Annotated in this window: 12 protein-coding genes; 10 read left to right on the top strand and 2 right to left on the bottom strand. The window is 48.4% G+C overall.

Annotated elements, in window-relative coordinates:
• The first annotated feature begins 25 nt into the window (after positions 1-25).
• From tig to GCE9029_RS09205, 9 genes are all read left to right on the top strand, one after another.
• Positions 26-1327 (top strand): trigger factor, encoded by a 1302-nt coding sequence (gene tig / locus GCE9029_RS09245; RefSeq protein WP_062662859.1) that lies wholly within the window; start codon positions 26-28, stop codon positions 1325-1327.
• 107 nt (positions 1328-1434) lie between these two features.
• Entirely contained in the window at positions 1435-2058 is a 624-nt protein-coding gene (clpP, locus tag GCE9029_RS09240) for an ATP-dependent Clp endopeptidase proteolytic subunit ClpP (protein WP_002535561.1), read from the top strand.
• Positions 2059-2196: 138 nt separating this feature from the next.
• Complete coding sequence (gene clpX, locus GCE9029_RS09235) at positions 2197-3477, top strand: ATP-dependent protease ATP-binding subunit ClpX (protein WP_062662858.1); 1281 nt, start codon at positions 2197-2199, stop codon at positions 3475-3477.
• Between the two features lie 159 nt (positions 3478-3636).
• Positions 3637-6009, top strand: a complete 2373-nt coding sequence (gene lon, locus GCE9029_RS09230; RefSeq protein WP_062662856.1) for an endopeptidase La — start codon at positions 3637-3639, stop codon at positions 6007-6009.
• Between the two features lie 198 nt (positions 6010-6207).
• The gene (gene hupB / locus GCE9029_RS09225; protein ID WP_002535556.1) at positions 6208-6480 is read left to right on the top strand and encodes a nucleoid-associated protein HU-beta; all 273 of its coding nucleotides are present in this window, start codon (positions 6208-6210) and stop codon (positions 6478-6480) included.
• A 250-nt stretch (positions 6481-6730) separates the two neighbouring features.
• Complete coding sequence (ppiD, locus tag GCE9029_RS09220; RefSeq protein ID WP_062662853.1) at positions 6731-8623, top strand: peptidylprolyl isomerase; 1893 nt, start codon at positions 6731-6733, stop codon at positions 8621-8623.
• A 321-nt stretch (positions 8624-8944) separates the two neighbouring features.
• The gene (locus tag GCE9029_RS09215) at positions 8945-9229 is read left to right on the top strand and encodes a ComEA family DNA-binding protein (protein WP_062662851.1); all 285 of its coding nucleotides are present in this window, start codon (positions 8945-8947) and stop codon (positions 9227-9229) included.
• Between the two features lie 146 nt (positions 9230-9375).
• On the top strand, positions 9376-9972 hold the full coding sequence (yfbR, locus tag GCE9029_RS09210; RefSeq protein ID WP_062663189.1) for a 5'-deoxynucleotidase: 597 nt from the start codon (positions 9376-9378) through the stop codon (positions 9970-9972).
• On the top strand, positions 9965-11320 hold the full coding sequence (locus GCE9029_RS09205) for an anti-phage deoxyguanosine triphosphatase (RefSeq protein WP_062662849.1): 1356 nt from the start codon (positions 9965-9967) through the stop codon (positions 11318-11320). The genes yfbR and GCE9029_RS09205 overlap by 8 nt, the downstream gene beginning before the upstream one ends.
• Before the next feature lie 160 nt (positions 11321-11480).
• Here GCE9029_RS09205 and GCE9029_RS09200 read toward each other — a convergent pair whose 3' ends face one another.
• Complete coding sequence (locus GCE9029_RS09200) at positions 11481-12107, bottom strand: tRNA-uridine aminocarboxypropyltransferase (protein ID WP_062662848.1); 627 nt, start codon at positions 12105-12107, stop codon at positions 11481-11483.
• A 49-nt stretch (positions 12108-12156) separates the two neighbouring features.
• Between GCE9029_RS09200 and rrtA the strand changes: the two genes are divergently transcribed.
• Positions 12157-12720, top strand: a complete 564-nt coding sequence (gene rrtA, locus GCE9029_RS09195) for a rhombosortase (RefSeq protein WP_062663188.1) — start codon at positions 12157-12159, stop codon at positions 12718-12720.
• 174 nt (positions 12721-12894) lie between these two features.
• On the opposite strand, the gene GCE9029_RS09190 is transcribed toward rrtA, so the two are convergent.
• Positions 12895-14109: a pyridoxal phosphate-dependent aminotransferase gene (locus tag GCE9029_RS09190; RefSeq protein ID WP_002535545.1), complete on the bottom strand. Its 1215-nt coding sequence runs from the start codon at positions 14107-14109 to the stop codon at positions 12895-12897.
• Positions 14110-14197: the final 88 nt, after the last annotated feature.

Genomic DNA, 14197 nt, shown 5'->3' with positions numbered 1-14197 from the left:
AGTAAGTTTTGAGGTTATTAATACAATGCAAGTTACCGTTGAAACCACAGAAGGCCTAGAGCGCCACCTGACTATCACCGTTCCAGCAGCAAACATCGAAGACGCAGTAACTGCAGAGCTTCGCAACATTGCTAAAAATCGTCGTTTCGATGGTTTCCGTAAAGGTAAAGTGCCTTTGAAGATGGTTTCACGTATGTACGGTAAAGCTGTACGTAACGACGTGATGGGTGAAGTGATGCAGCGTCATTTCATCGAAGCGATCATCAAAGAGAAAATCAACCCAGCAGGCGCGCCAACTTTCACTCCAGTTGACACTGAAGAAGGCAAAGATCTGGTATTCAAAGCTTCTTTCGAAGTTTACCCAGAAATCGCACTGAAAGATCTGGACAAAGTAGAAGTGGTTAAGCCACTGGCTGACGTTAAAGAAGAAGACGTTGCTGAAATGATCGAGACTCTGCGTAAGCAACAGGCTTCTTGGTCAGAAGTTGACGCAGCAGCTGAAGCAAGCAGCCGTGTAACTATGGACTTCTCTGGCTCTATCGACGGCGAAGAGTTCGAAGGCGGTAAAGCAGAAGGCTTCGCACTGGTTATGGGCCAAGGCCGCATGATCCCAGGTTTCGAAGACGGCATCGTTGGTAAGAAAGCGGGCGAAGAGTTCACTATCGACGTGACTTTCCCAGAAGACTACCACGCTGAAAACCTGAAAGGTAAAGCAGCGAAGTTCGACATCAAACTGAGCAAAGTTGAAGCGCAAGAACTGCCAGAACTGACTGAAGAGTTCGTTGCACGTTTCGGCGTTGAAGACGGCAGTGTTGACGGCCTGAAAGCAGAAGTTCGTAAAAACATGGAACGCGAACTGAAGCAAGCAGTTAAGAACAAAGTGAAAGAGCAAGTGATCGATGGTCTGGTTGCGAACAACGACATCGATGTGCCTGCTGCACTGATCGACCAAGAAGTTAACGTTCTGCGTCAGCAAGCGGTTCAGCGTTTCGGTGGCAACATGGAAAACGCACCAGAATTGCCAAGCGAGCTGTTTGAAGAACAAGCAAAACGCCGCGTAGTGGTTGGCCTGCTTTTGGGCGAAGTGATCAAGTCTGAAGAGCTGAAAGCTGATGAAGACCGCGTAAAAGCGCTGATCGAAGAAATGGCTTCTGCATACGAAGATCCATCAGAAGTTGTGGCTTACTACGAGAAAGACCAGCGCCTGATGGAAAACATGCGCAACGTTGCTCTGGAAGAACAAGCAATCGACGCACTGCTGGGTAAAGCACAAGTTTCTGAAAAAGAGCAAGCTTTCTCTGAGCTGATGAACCCAGCTCAAGCATAAGTGCTAGAATTGTTGAGTGGACAATTGACTTAGAATTCACTCTTCTGATAACAATGGTCCGTATGAAGTAATTTCATCCGGGCCATTTATTTTAGGGATATAACACTATGAGCTTTCAAGAAAAAAACGGAATGCCTTCTATCATGGATGCATTGGTGCCGATGGTGGTTGAACAAACTTCCCGCGGTGAACGTTCGTATGACATCTATTCCCGCCTTTTGAAAGAGCGTGTGATCTTCCTGACGGGTCAGGTTGAAGATCACATGGCGAACCTTGTTGTTGCGCAGCTGCTGTTCCTGGAATCAGAAAATCCTGATAAAGATATCTTCCTTTATATCAACTCACCGGGCGGTTCGGTGACTGCAGGTATGTCTATTTACGACACTATGCAGTACATTAAACCAGACGTGAGCACGGTATGTATGGGTCAGGCATGCTCAATGGGTGCTTTCCTGTTGGCGGGTGGCGCGAAAGGTAAGCGTTACTGTCTGCCGAACTCCCGTGTGATGATTCACCAGCCACTTGGCGGTTTCCAAGGTCAGGCGTCTGACATTCAAATCCATGCACAAGAAATTTTGACCATCAAGCAAAAGCTAAACACCTTGTTGGCTGAGCACACAGGTCAACCGCTGGAAGTGATTGAACGCGACACTGATCGTGACAACTTTATGGCTGCACAGGATGCGGCTGACTATGGTCTGGTTGACGCGGTGCTGAACAAGCGCGATTAATTTTTAATTCTGAGACAGTTAGGTCTGCCTGACACTTTCTGTCCCAGAATTGAGTCTCTCGGTGTTCGGAAAAATCCCCCGAGATGTTATAGACTCAGATCATGGTAAACATGGGCTAAGGCCTAAAGAGGTTAGCGAATGACAGACAAGCGAAAAGACGGTGGCAGCGGCAAACTGCTTTACTGCTCTTTCTGCGGCAAAAGCCAGCATGAAGTACGCAAGTTAATTGCTGGACCTTCTGTTTATATCTGCGATGAGTGTGTTGACCTGTGTAACGACATCATTCGTGAAGAAATAAAAGAGGTCATGCCGAAGCGCGACAGCAACGAGCTTCCGACTCCGCAAGAAATCCGTGCACACCTGGACGATTACGTTATCGGTCAAGACCGGGCGAAGAAAGTATTGTCTGTAGCGGTATATAACCACTACAAACGCCTTCGTAACGGCGACACAACGGCTGATGGCGTTGAACTGGGTAAAAGTAACATCCTTCTGATTGGTCCTACCGGTAGCGGTAAGACACTGTTGGCAGAAACGCTGGCGCGTTTTCTGGATGTGCCGTTCACTATGGCTGATGCCACCACATTGACCGAAGCAGGTTATGTGGGTGAAGACGTTGAAAACATCATCCAGAAACTGCTTCAGAAGTGTGACTACGACGTAGCGAAAGCAGAACGCGGTATCGTTTACATCGATGAAATCGACAAGATCTCACGCAAATCTGACAACCCATCTATCACCCGTGACGTATCGGGCGAAGGTGTTCAGCAGGCGCTGTTGAAACTGGTTGAAGGTACGATTGCTTCTGTTCCACCACAAGGTGGCCGCAAGCACCCTCAACAGGAATTCCTGCAGGTTGATACCTCCAAGATCCTGTTCATCTGTGGTGGTGCGTTTGCAGGCCTCGACAAAGTGGTAGATCAGCGCGTTGCGAAAGGCAGTGGTATCGGCTTTGGCGCAGAAGTGCGTTCTAAAGATCAGGAAGCAACATTGAGCGACCTGTTCAGCAAAGTAGAGCCAGAAGATTTGGTGAAATACGGTTTGATCCCTGAATTCATCGGTCGTCTGCCAGTCACGGCGATTTTGGGTGAGCTTGATGAAGATGCATTGGTGCAGATTCTCCGTGAACCTAAGAATGCGTTGACCAAGCAGTATGGTGCGCTTCTGGAGCTGGACGGCGTTGAGCTGGAGTTCCGTGACGATGCACTGACAGCCATTGCGAAAAAAGCGATGGACAGGAAAACAGGTGCTCGTGGCCTACGTTCCATTGTCGAAGCTGTGCTTTTGGACACCATGTATGATCTGCCATCAAGCAAAGACGTTACTAAAGTCGTGATTGATGAGTCGGTGATTAAAGGTGAGTCTGACCCACTGCTGATTTATGAAAATTCAGAAAATCAGGCAGCAGGCGCAGAGTAAAACGCACATCGCGTAGGGTTAAGTTGCTTATTTAACCAACAAATTATCGAAAAAAAGGGAGCATGAGCTCCCTTTTTTACTTTCTGCCGTATATGCCGTTGAATCCTGACAATCTATCCCCATATACTCAGTAATAACGAAAACGGAAGAGAGAAAAATATGAACTTGGAGCGTTCCGAGCGCATTGATATTCCGGTCCTGCCATTGCGTGACGTGGTTGTTTATCCTCACATGGTCATCCCGCTTTTCGTGGGACGGGATAAATCCATCCGTTGCCTAGAAGCAGCGATGGACAATGATAAGCAGATTCTTTTGGTAGCGCAGAAAGACGCCGCTACTGACGACCCCTCAATTTCAGACCTTTATAAAGTCGGTACTGTTGCCTCTATTCTTCAACTGCTCAAGCTGCCTGACGGTACGGTGAAAGTGCTGGTGGAAGGTTTGCAGCGTGCGGAAATCAGAAAATTCCGTGAAGACGACTTCTTCACCGCTGATGCCGAGTACATGCTAACGCCAGAGATGGACGAGCGTGAGCAGGAAGTTTTGGTACGCACTGCGATCAGTCAGTTTGAAGGCTTTATCAAACTGAATAAGAAGATCCCGCCTGAAGTGCTGACTTCATTAAATGGTATTGACGAAGCTGCTCGCCTTGCAGATACCATTGCCGCGCACATGCCTTTAAAACTCAATGACAAACAGCAAGTGCTGGAAATCATTGATATCGCTGAGCGCCTTGAATTCCTGATGACAATGATGGAATCAGAGATCGATTTGCTGCAGGTTGAGAAGCGTATTCGCAGCCGCGTTAAGAAGCAGATGGAAAAGAGCCAGCGCGAGTACTACCTCAATGAGCAAATGAAAGCCATTCAGAAAGAGCTGGGTGAGCTGGATGATGCGCCTGATGAATTCGAAAGCCTGAAGCTGAAGATCGAAGAATCTAAAATGCCTCAGGAAGCCAAGGAAAAAACCGAGCAAGAACTGCAGAAGCTGAAAATGATGTCTCCGATGTCAGCAGAGGCAACCGTGGTTCGCAGCTATATCGACTGGATGGTCAGTGTACCATGGTCGAAGCGCTCGAAAGTGAAAAAAGACTTGGCAAAAGCCGAAGAGATTCTTAACTCAGACCATTACGGCCTTGAGCGTGTGAAAGAACGCATCCTTGAGTACTTGGCGGTACAAAACCGTGTGAACAAGCTTAAAGGACCAATCCTGTGTCTTGTGGGGCCTCCAGGCGTGGGTAAAACCTCTCTGGGACAGTCGATTGCAAAAGCGACCGGCCGAAAATATACCCGTATGGCGCTGGGTGGCGTGCGTGATGAAGCGGAAATCCGTGGTCACCGTCGTACTTACATCGGTTCTCTGCCAGGTAAACTTATCCAGAAAATGGCTAAAGTTGGCGTGAAAAACCCACTGTTCCTGCTTGATGAAATCGACAAGATGTCTTCTGACATGCGCGGCGATCCATCTTCAGCGCTGCTGGAAGTACTGGACCCAGAGCAAAACAACGCGTTCAACGACCACTATCTGGAAGTGGATTACGACCTGTCTGACGTGATGTTTGTGGCGACGTCGAACTCTATGAACATCCCAGGTCCTTTGCTTGACCGTATGGAAGTGATTCGCCTATCGGGTTACACCGAAGACGAAAAACTCAACATTGCTAAACAGCACTTGGTCGATAAGCAGGTTAAGCGTAACGGTCTCAAGCCAAAAGAAGTTGAAATCCAAGATTCAGCCATCATCGGCATCATTCGCTACTACACCCGTGAAGCGGGCGTGCGTAGCCTTGAGCGCGAAATTTCTAAGCTTTGCCGCAAAGCAGTGAAAGAAATTCTGCTGAATAAAGACACCAAAACCATCGTTATCAATCAGGACAACCTGAAAGATTATCTGGGTGTTCAGCGCTTTGACTACGGCAAAGCGGACGAAAGCAACCGTATTGGTCAGGTGACAGGTCTTGCATGGACAGAAGTGGGTGGCGATCTGCTGACCATTGAAACCGAATCAATGCCAGGTAAAGGTAAACTGACACAAACGGGCTCTCTGGGCGACGTGATGCAGGAATCTATTCAGGCAGCGATGACAGTTGTTCGTACTCGTGCAGAGAAGCTGGGTATCAATAATGACTTCTATGAGAAGCGTGATATTCATGTGCACGTGCCTGAAGGCGCAACACCAAAAGATGGTCCAAGTGCGGGTATCGCGATGTGTACGGCGCTTGTATCGAGCCTGACGGGTAACCCTGTACGTGCTGATGTAGCCATGACCGGTGAAATTACACTGCGTGGTGAAGTGCTGCCAATCGGTGGTTTGAAAGAAAAACTGCTGGCAGCTCACCGCGGTGGTATCAAAACAGTCATCATTCCTAAAGAGAATGAACGTGATCTGGAAGAGATTCCTGATAACGTCAAAGCGGACCTAGACATCCATGCTGTGCGCTGGATCGACGAAGTTCTTACTCTGGCGCTACAAGACAATCCTCTCGGAATCGAGCTTGTATCGCCACAAAAGAGTGACGTGCAGCAAAATTAAGCAACGTAAAGCGCTGACAGTCGGTAAAAGGCTTGTCAGCGTTTTTTTTGAGGGCTAAGTTAATTAAAACGCTGCAAGCCCTTAATTCATAACAGCTACAGCGTTTTTAAGTCTTGTTTTGATAACTATTGGCACCGATTAATCGGATGCCGCCGCAAAAAATGGGATTTGTGGTTCGTTTGTAAAGGGGATGAAAAAGTGAACAAGTCGCAGTTAATTGATAAAATTGCAGAAAATGCTGATCTGTCTAAAGCTTCAGCGGGTCGCGCTCTGGATGCACTGATTGAAGCTGTATCAGACAGCCTGAAAGATGGTGACCAAGTTGCGCTGGTTGGTTTCGGTACTTTCTCAGTTCGTGAGCGTTCAGCACGTACTGGCCGCAACCCACAAACTGGTGCAGAAATCAAAATCGCAGCTGCTAAAGTCCCAGGCTTTAAAGCTGGTAAAGCTCTGAAAGACGCGGTTAACTAACCTTAAACGTCTCGTTTTGCTCTTTGTCGCAGCAGTCCTAGTTTTAAGCTGTAAAGTGTGCGACATCAGCGTATAATCAGGCTCAATCAGAGTGTAAAGGCGCATCTCTCGATGCGCTTTTTTAGTTTTAATCGAAACAACTCCTCTTGATAAAAACTGACTGAGTACACAATCGTGTATTGGCCATTTTTTGTGTAAGAGAAGGTATGTGAAAGACGAACGTTTCAATAAGCAGGAGTGACGGCGCGTTATGATGGAGCGACTACGCGAAGGCGTAAACAGCATCGCGGTTAAGATCATCTTAGGCCTTATTATCTTTTCCTTTGTTTTCGCTGGTGTTGGCGGCTACCTGGCAGGTGGCACGGTAGTACCTGCTGCAACAGTGGGTGATCAAGAAATTAGCCGTAATCAATTCGAGCAAGCTTACCAAAATGAGCGTGCACAGATGCAAGCACAGGCCGGTGACTTCTTCTCTACTCTGTTGAGTGACCCTAATTACCTGGCACAATTCCGCCGTAATGTACTGGACCGTATGGTGAACCAGGCGCTGCTGGATCAGGAAGCCAAAGACCTAGGTCTTCGTGTCAGTGATGCACAAATCAAACAATCTATTCGTGAGATGCCAGCTTTCCGTGGCGCAACAGGCTTGTTTGACAACGATTTGTATCTGGCAGCACTTCGCCGAAATGGTCTTTCGCCAGACCAATTTGCCGAATATGTCCGTCAGGATCTGATTCGCGAACAGTTCGTTAATGCACTGATCAGTAGTGAGTTTGCACTGGAAGGTGAGCTGGAGTCGCTTTACAAGCTTGAAGGTCAAACGCGTATGGTTCGCACCTTGACCCTGCCTCTGGCTGATTTTGCAGATAAAGCTGAGATCACTGAAGAGCAGAAGCAAGACTACTACGAACAAAACCCATCGCAGTTCGTTCGTCCTGAGCAATTCAAAATCGCGTATGTTGAGCTTTCCGGTGAAGGCATTGCTGATGTTGCTGATGTAACGGAAGAAGAGGCTCAAGCTTACTACGAAGCGAACAAAGCAAACTACGGTACTGCTGAGCAGCGCAAAGTCAGCCACATCATGATTCAAGGCGACGATGACGCTGCGAAAGAAAAAGCTGAAGCGGTATTGGTTGAATTGAATGGTGGTGCAGACTTCGCTGAACTGGCGAAAACCCGTTCTGACGATACGTTCAGTGCTGAGCAGGGCGGTGAGCTGGATTGGTTCGATAAAGGCGTGATGGACCCAGCGTTCGAAGAAGCAGCTTTTGCACTGGCGAGCAAAGGTGACGTGTCTGAAGTGGTTCAGTCTGAGTTCGGTTTCCACATCATCAAACTGGATGACGTGAAGCCATCTGACGCGAAGCCTTTCGCGGAAGTGCGTGATGAGATCATGGCTCAGCTGAAACAGAACCATGCGGTCGAGAAGTTCTATGCTTTGTCTAACGAGCTGGCTGAGAAAGCATTCGAAATGCCTGACAACCTGGAAGACGCAGCTGAATCAGTCAACGCGAAAGTCGAGAGAACAGAGTTCGTTTCTTTGTCTGAACTGCAAGGTACATTGGCTAACCCATTGGTTGCCCAAGCGATCCAACAACCAGAAGTGCGCGAAGATGGCCTGAACTCCGATATCATCGAAATTGCACCTGAGCATGTGGTTGTTGTGCGTGTTGACGAAGTTCGCCCTGAAACAGTGCTGCCTTTTGCTGAGGTAGAAACTCAGGTGACAGATTTGCTGAAGCGCCAAGAGGGTGAAAAAGCGGCTGACGCTTTGGCGAACACCCTGGTTGCTGAACTGAGCGAAGGTAATGATGCTGGCCTGAATGCCTCTGGTTATGCGTTTGGTGAAGTTGCTGAACTGGCGCGTGTTTCTCCTGAGCGTGAAACGGTAGAGCTGGCGTTCACTATGGCTACACCAGTTGAAGGCAAGGCCGAATACGGCTTCACCCGCACCTTCAGTGGTGATGTGCTAGTCGTGGCGTTGGATGCTGTGAAAGAGCCTGCGACAGAAGAAATCAGCCTGCAAAGCCAGATGGCGGAACGAGTGGCACGTACGACTGCAAACATCGATCTGGAATCTGTTATCGCGCAGCTGAAAGAAAGCACTGAAGTCACTTACACGCTGGAAGCTGCTGAGCAATAAATCAATTCAACTTGATATGATTGCCAAGCGACTGTAATTGATAAGTTGCATCGACGGGGGACTTTACGTCCCCCGTCGTTTTTTTTATCCCTTCAACTCGAACCTTTTTCCTCAGCCTTTATGGTGGCCTTTGTTATACCAATCACAGTAAGTAGGTGATCAGAAATAGCGCACGAAAAATACTCGAGAACAAGGCGGAAAATTTCGATAAGTAGTTATTCTACAGTCAAACTTTCCAACGCAGTTATCGAGTATTTTAACAAGCTAGGATGAGCAGATATTTACAACGATTGGTATTAATCACTCAAAAAAGGAAAGGACATGAAATCAATCGTATCGGCAATCGTTTTTGCCATCTCACTTTTACTTTCGCCTTTGGCATCAGCACAGGATGGTACCCAAGGCGTACCAGTTGAAGTCAATATCAACACTGCTGAAGTGGAAGAACTGGATAAGTATTTGGACGGTATCGGTAAGGCGAAAGCGCAGGCGATCGTAGATTACCGAAACACCAATGGTGCATTTGAATCAGCAGATGATTTGAAGGGCGTGAAAGGTATTGGCGACTCAATTGTTGAGAAGAACCGCGACCGAATCGTGCTCTGATACCCAAAATTCAATTTACTATCCCCACCGTTGTGTGCCGGGGAGCACGCTCTCCCCAAATCCCGCTATTCACGATTAAGGCTTGTTAAATTCGCCTGACGACAACAGAATGAGTAATGAACTGTTCTAATGACGTCAAGGAAGCCATGAGTCAGAAAACCAGCCATTTCTTTGCCCATCTCGCGCGTATGAAGCTTATTTACCGTTGGCCGTTGATGCGCAATGTCTCTAATGAAAATATCTCTGAACACAGTCTTCAGGTTGCCTTTGTCGCCCACGCGCTTGCGCTGATAGAAAACAAGAAGTTCGGCGGGCAATACTCGCCGGAACGAGTCGCACTGCTGGCGATGTTTCATGATTGCAGTGAAGTGTTAACAGGCGATCTACCAACACCGATTAAGTACTTCAATCCTGCCATCGCTGATGAATACAAAAAAATTGAGCAAATAGCTGAAGACAAGCTTGTTGGTATGCTGCCAGAAGAGTTCCGCGAGGATTACCGACCACTTATCGACAGCGAAGCTATCGATGAAGGCGATTACCGTTTGGTGAAACAGGCTGATGCTATTTGCGCCTATCTCAAGTGTCTGGAGGAGCTTTCCGCGGGTAATCATGAGTTTCAACAAGCTAAGCGTCGCTTAGAAACAACGATGAATGAGCGCGGTAGCAAAGCGACTGAGTACTTCATGACAACGTTCGCGCCAAGCTTTGAGCTTTCCTTGGATGAAATCAGCGATGACTGAATTTGCACTCTCACCTGATTGGGAAGCGCGTCTTGCAGAAGAAAACAAAAAGCGCCGCAATGACAAGCGGTCTGTATTTCAGCGTGATCGTGCCCGCGTACTGCATTCTGCTGCTTTCAGACGCTTGCAGGCGAAGACACAGGTGTTGGGTGCAGAGCACAGCGAGTTTTACCGCACGCGCCTGACACACTCCCTTGAGGTCTCTCAGATAGGGACGGGCATCCTCGCTCAAATCAAAGAGAAACAGCCTGAGTTTCGCGATATCTTGCCTTCAACCAGCTTGATGGAAAGTCTGTGTCTGGCTCATGACATCGGTCACCCGCCGTATGGCCATGGTGGTGAAATCGCGCTGAACTATATGATGCGTAACGACGGCGGCTTTGAAGGAAATGCGCAGACCTTCCGTATCGTTACCTTGCTTGAACCCTATACCGAACATGATGGAATGAACCTTGCCCGTCGCACTTTACTCGGCCTGCTGAAATACCCCGTACCGATTGCATCTGTAATGCGTTCGGTATTGTCGCCTGATGTCGTCGAGTTTCGTCATTTAAAAGCCTCTGATTGGCACCCAGCCAAGGGGATCTATCAAGATGATCTAGATAGGTTCAGCTGGGTATTGGGTGGCATGTCTGAAAGTGACGCTAAACTGTTTACCTCGTTGAAATTGGATCCAACGAAAGAACAGCATGGCCGCACACAATACAAATCCATTGATTGCTCGATCATGGAATTGGCGGACGATATCGCATACGGTGTCCACGACCTCGAAGATGCCATTGTGATGGGTATTGTTCACCGCGATCAATGGCAGGAAGCAGTAGCCAGCAAACTCGCGGAATGTGGTGATCCTTGGCTGGAAGAGAACATTGGGCATTTGAGCGATCAAATGTTTGGTCCGCACTATGAGCGAAAAGATGCCATTGGCGCTTTGGTGAATACGCTACTGACTTCGATAGCCATCGAGCCTTCCGTGCAGGATGGTGTGAATCGTTTTGACGATCCCTTGCTTCAATGGAACGCCAAGCTGACAGATACCATGGATTCAGTATTGTCAGTCCTAAAAGCTTTTGTCAGTGAGTTTGTGGTGCAAAAGCCAGAACTTCAGGTGGTGGAATACAAGGGCCAGCAATTGGTAATGGAACTGTTCGATGCGTTCGATGCGGATCCACAAAGGTTGTTACCTGTCGCGATACGCGCTCAATGGCAACAGGAAATCGCGGAAGGAAAAAGCGGTCGCCGCGCTATCGCAGATTACATATCAGGAATGACAGATGGCTATGCGCAACGTCTTCACGCCACCATGTTTACTGCGTCAAGTCAGGGGCCACTGTATCCTATTAGGTAAGAAATAAGGTCCTAGGAAGAGCAAAGAGCGGTCCTAGATCCTTGGGAAAGCAAAAGCTTGACGTCGCAGCTGCGACTTTAAAATCTTTGTAGGACCCTAGGACCCTAGGACCCTAGGACCCTAGGACCCTAGGACCCTAGGACCCTAGGACCCTAGGACCCTAGGACCTATCTTTCCCCCCATAATGCCGCTCAAACACACCGGGCGGCATTTGTTTTATCTGAAACTCAATCATTTCATTGAAGGCATTCATTAGCGGTTCGAAAGGCTCGCTGTCTCCTGCCATTGCCGACAGGGCGTAGAAACCGGCTTCAACGGTTGAAAGACCTCCATCGACTGGGGATTTTCGGATGCGGTAATTTCCGCTCTGGATATCATCCAGTTTTACGCAAGGAAGCGCCTGCAGATTTTGGGAAAGCTGATACATTTTAAAGGCTTTTCGCCAGGTACCGTCGAGCAGAATCAAACCACGGCGTTTGCCATCGTCAACGTGCCAGTCCCCAATCGGCTCTGATGTTTCAGCAGGGTAAAGCAGGGCGTAATGAACATCGTTGTCCAAAAGTTGGTTTAGCTCATCATTGTCGCTGAAGTCTTCTCCTACGATGAGTTTACAGTTTGGGAGCGAAAGGGAAAGAATACGTGCCGTACCTATGGGTTGTTTGACCTCTGAAGGGTGCTGAAGAACGATCACAGGTACATCACTTTCAATCCTCTGGATGAAAGCGCAAATGCAGGCTTTGTTGGCTTTTCCGCACTGCGGACAATATCGACTGGCTTTCTGGTTCATGACCACGGTACGCTATAACTTACTCATATCACAAAGCTTGGAGCACATATTGGCTCATCTTAGGTTTGTTGGCTTACTCGCCATCATCATACTTATTGCCCAAATCCCTTCTATCCATCAACTCATGGTGTGGGATCGCACGGATATTCTTGCAGGGCAATGGTGGCGAATCGTAACAGGAAACCTAACACACACCAATGGTATCCACCTTGCTATGAATCTAGCCGGGTTGGTGGTGCTCGCTTTTCTTCATCGAGAATACTATGGCAGCAGAAGTCTTATCCCTATGGTGTGGGTGATGATGGCAGTGATAGGCGCGGTCATGTTCGTCAGCCCTTTTGATTGGTATGCAGGGCTTTCAGGTGTGTTACATGGCTTATTTGTTTGGGGCGTGGTGCGGGATATTCAAAACAAAATGCCGTTGGGGTGGGTGATGCTCATCGGCGTGATTTTGAAGCTCGGATATGAAGCCTACACTGGCGGGGACTCGATGACTGCGGAGTTAATCGACGCAGGCGTTGCCTATCAGGCGCATTTAGCCGGGGCGTGCGTTGGGCTGGCTTTCGCGCTGGTGTGGAAAGAAGGTCCTAGGAAGAGCAAAGAGCGATCCTAGGTCCTAGGAAAAACAAAAGCTTGACGTCTTAGCTACGACTTTAAAATCTTAGAACCCTAGAACCCTAGAACCCTAGAACCCTAGAACCCTAGAACCCTAGAACCCTAGAACCCTAGGACCCTAGGACCCTAGGACCCTAGGACCCTAGGACCCTAGGACCCAGGACCTATTATCTTACTGACGATACGTCGACAGGAATCGTTCGAAACGGCCGATCGCCATTTCCAAATCATCTACACGAGGCAGCGTGACAATACGGAAGTGATCCGGCTTGTGCCAGTTAAAGCCCGTACCATGCACCATCAACACTTTTTCCTGTAGCAAGAAATCCAGCATCATCTTTTCATCGTTATGAATGCTGTATTTCTTGGTATCGATTTTCGGGAACAGATACAGCGCGCCTTTTGGTTTCACGCAACTAATACCCGGGATCTGGTTCAACAATTCCCACGCTTTATCTCGTTGTTCCAGCAAACGGCCACCCGGCAGAATCAGTTCATTGATACTCTGGTAACCACCCAGTGCAGTCTGAATAGCATGCTGCATGGGTACGTTTGCACACAAGCGCATTGACGCCAGCATCTCCAGCCCTGCGATATAGCCTTTCGCCAGATGGCGAGGACCTGACAGGATCATCCAGCCAGAGCGGAAACCACACACACGGTAGGATTTCGACAGGCCACTGAAGGTCACACAGAAGACATCAGGTGCTAGCGGTGCCATAGAATGGTGTTGAGCACCGTCGTACAGGATCTTGTCGTAGATTTCGTCCGCGAAAATGATCAGGTTGTTTTGACGGGCTATTTCCGCAATTTCCAGCAGGAAGTCACGGCTGTAAACCGCACCCGTTGGGTTATTTGGGTTGATCAGCACAATGCCTTTGGTATTTGGCGTGATCTTGGCTTTGATGTCATCCAGATCTGGGTACCAGTCCGATTCTTCATCACACATGTAATGAACGGGCTTACCGCCAGACAGAGAGACTGCTGCTGTCCACAGCGGATAGTCCGGAGAAGGCACCAGCAGCTCGTCACCGCCATTCAGCAGCGCCTGCATTGCCATCACGATCAGCTCAGAGACGCCATTACCCAGGTAAACGTCCTCAACATCCAAATCCAACATGCCGCGCTTTTGGTAGTGCTGAACCACTGCTTTACGCGCGGAGTAAATTCCTTTGGAATCACAATAACCCTGAGAAGTCGGCAGATTTCGGATCACGTCGACCAGAATTTCATCCGGTGCGTCGAAACCAAAAGGGGCTGGGTTGCCGATGTTCAGTTTGAGAATTTTGTGGCCTTCCTCTTCGAGGCGTTTTGCCTCTTTCATCACTGGACCACGAATGTCGTAACAAACGTTGTCCAGCTTCGTCGACATCCCGATTTCTTGCATCATGATTCCTGAGCTTATTTTTAAGTGTTTCCAGTAAATTACACTAACGAAAAGGCATATATAAGTAGTGAATAGTAAAAAATGGGGA

It is taken from the genome of Grimontia celer (genome assembly GCF_900055185.1).
GTDB lineage: Bacteria > Pseudomonadota > Gammaproteobacteria > Enterobacterales > Vibrionaceae > Enterovibrio > Enterovibrio celer.
This window is presented reverse-complemented; position numbering and strand designations above follow the sequence as displayed.

Bases quoted from the DNA above. Each gene is read 5' to 3' on its own strand.
- tig (WP_062662859.1), top strand. From the start codon at position 26: ATGCAAGTTACCGTTGAAACCACAGAAGGCCTAGAGCGCCACCTGACT.
- clpP (WP_002535561.1), top strand. From the start codon at position 1,435: ATGAGCTTTCAAGAAAAAAACGGAATGCCTTCTATCATGGATGCATTG.
- clpX (WP_062662858.1), top strand. From the start codon at position 2,197: ATGACAGACAAGCGAAAAGACGGTGGCAGCGGCAAACTGCTTTACTGC.
- lon (WP_062662856.1), top strand. From the start codon at position 3,637: ATGAACTTGGAGCGTTCCGAGCGCATTGATATTCCGGTCCTGCCATTG.
- ppiD (WP_062662853.1), top strand. From the start codon at position 6,731: ATGATGGAGCGACTACGCGAAGGCGTAAACAGCATCGCGGTTAAGATC.
- GCE9029_RS09215 (WP_062662851.1), top strand. From the start codon at position 8,945: ATGAAATCAATCGTATCGGCAATCGTTTTTGCCATCTCACTTTTACTT.
- yfbR (WP_062663189.1), top strand. From the start codon at position 9,376: ATGAGTCAGAAAACCAGCCATTTCTTTGCCCATCTCGCGCGTATGAAG.
- GCE9029_RS09205 (WP_062662849.1), top strand. From the start codon at position 9,965: ATGACTGAATTTGCACTCTCACCTGATTGGGAAGCGCGTCTTGCAGAA.
- GCE9029_RS09200 (WP_062662848.1), bottom strand. From the start codon at position 12,107: ATGAACCAGAAAGCCAGTCGATATTGTCCGCAGTGCGGAAAAGCCAAC.
- GCE9029_RS09190 (WP_002535545.1), bottom strand. From the start codon at position 14,109: ATGCAAGAAATCGGGATGTCGACGAAGCTGGACAACGTTTGTTACGAC.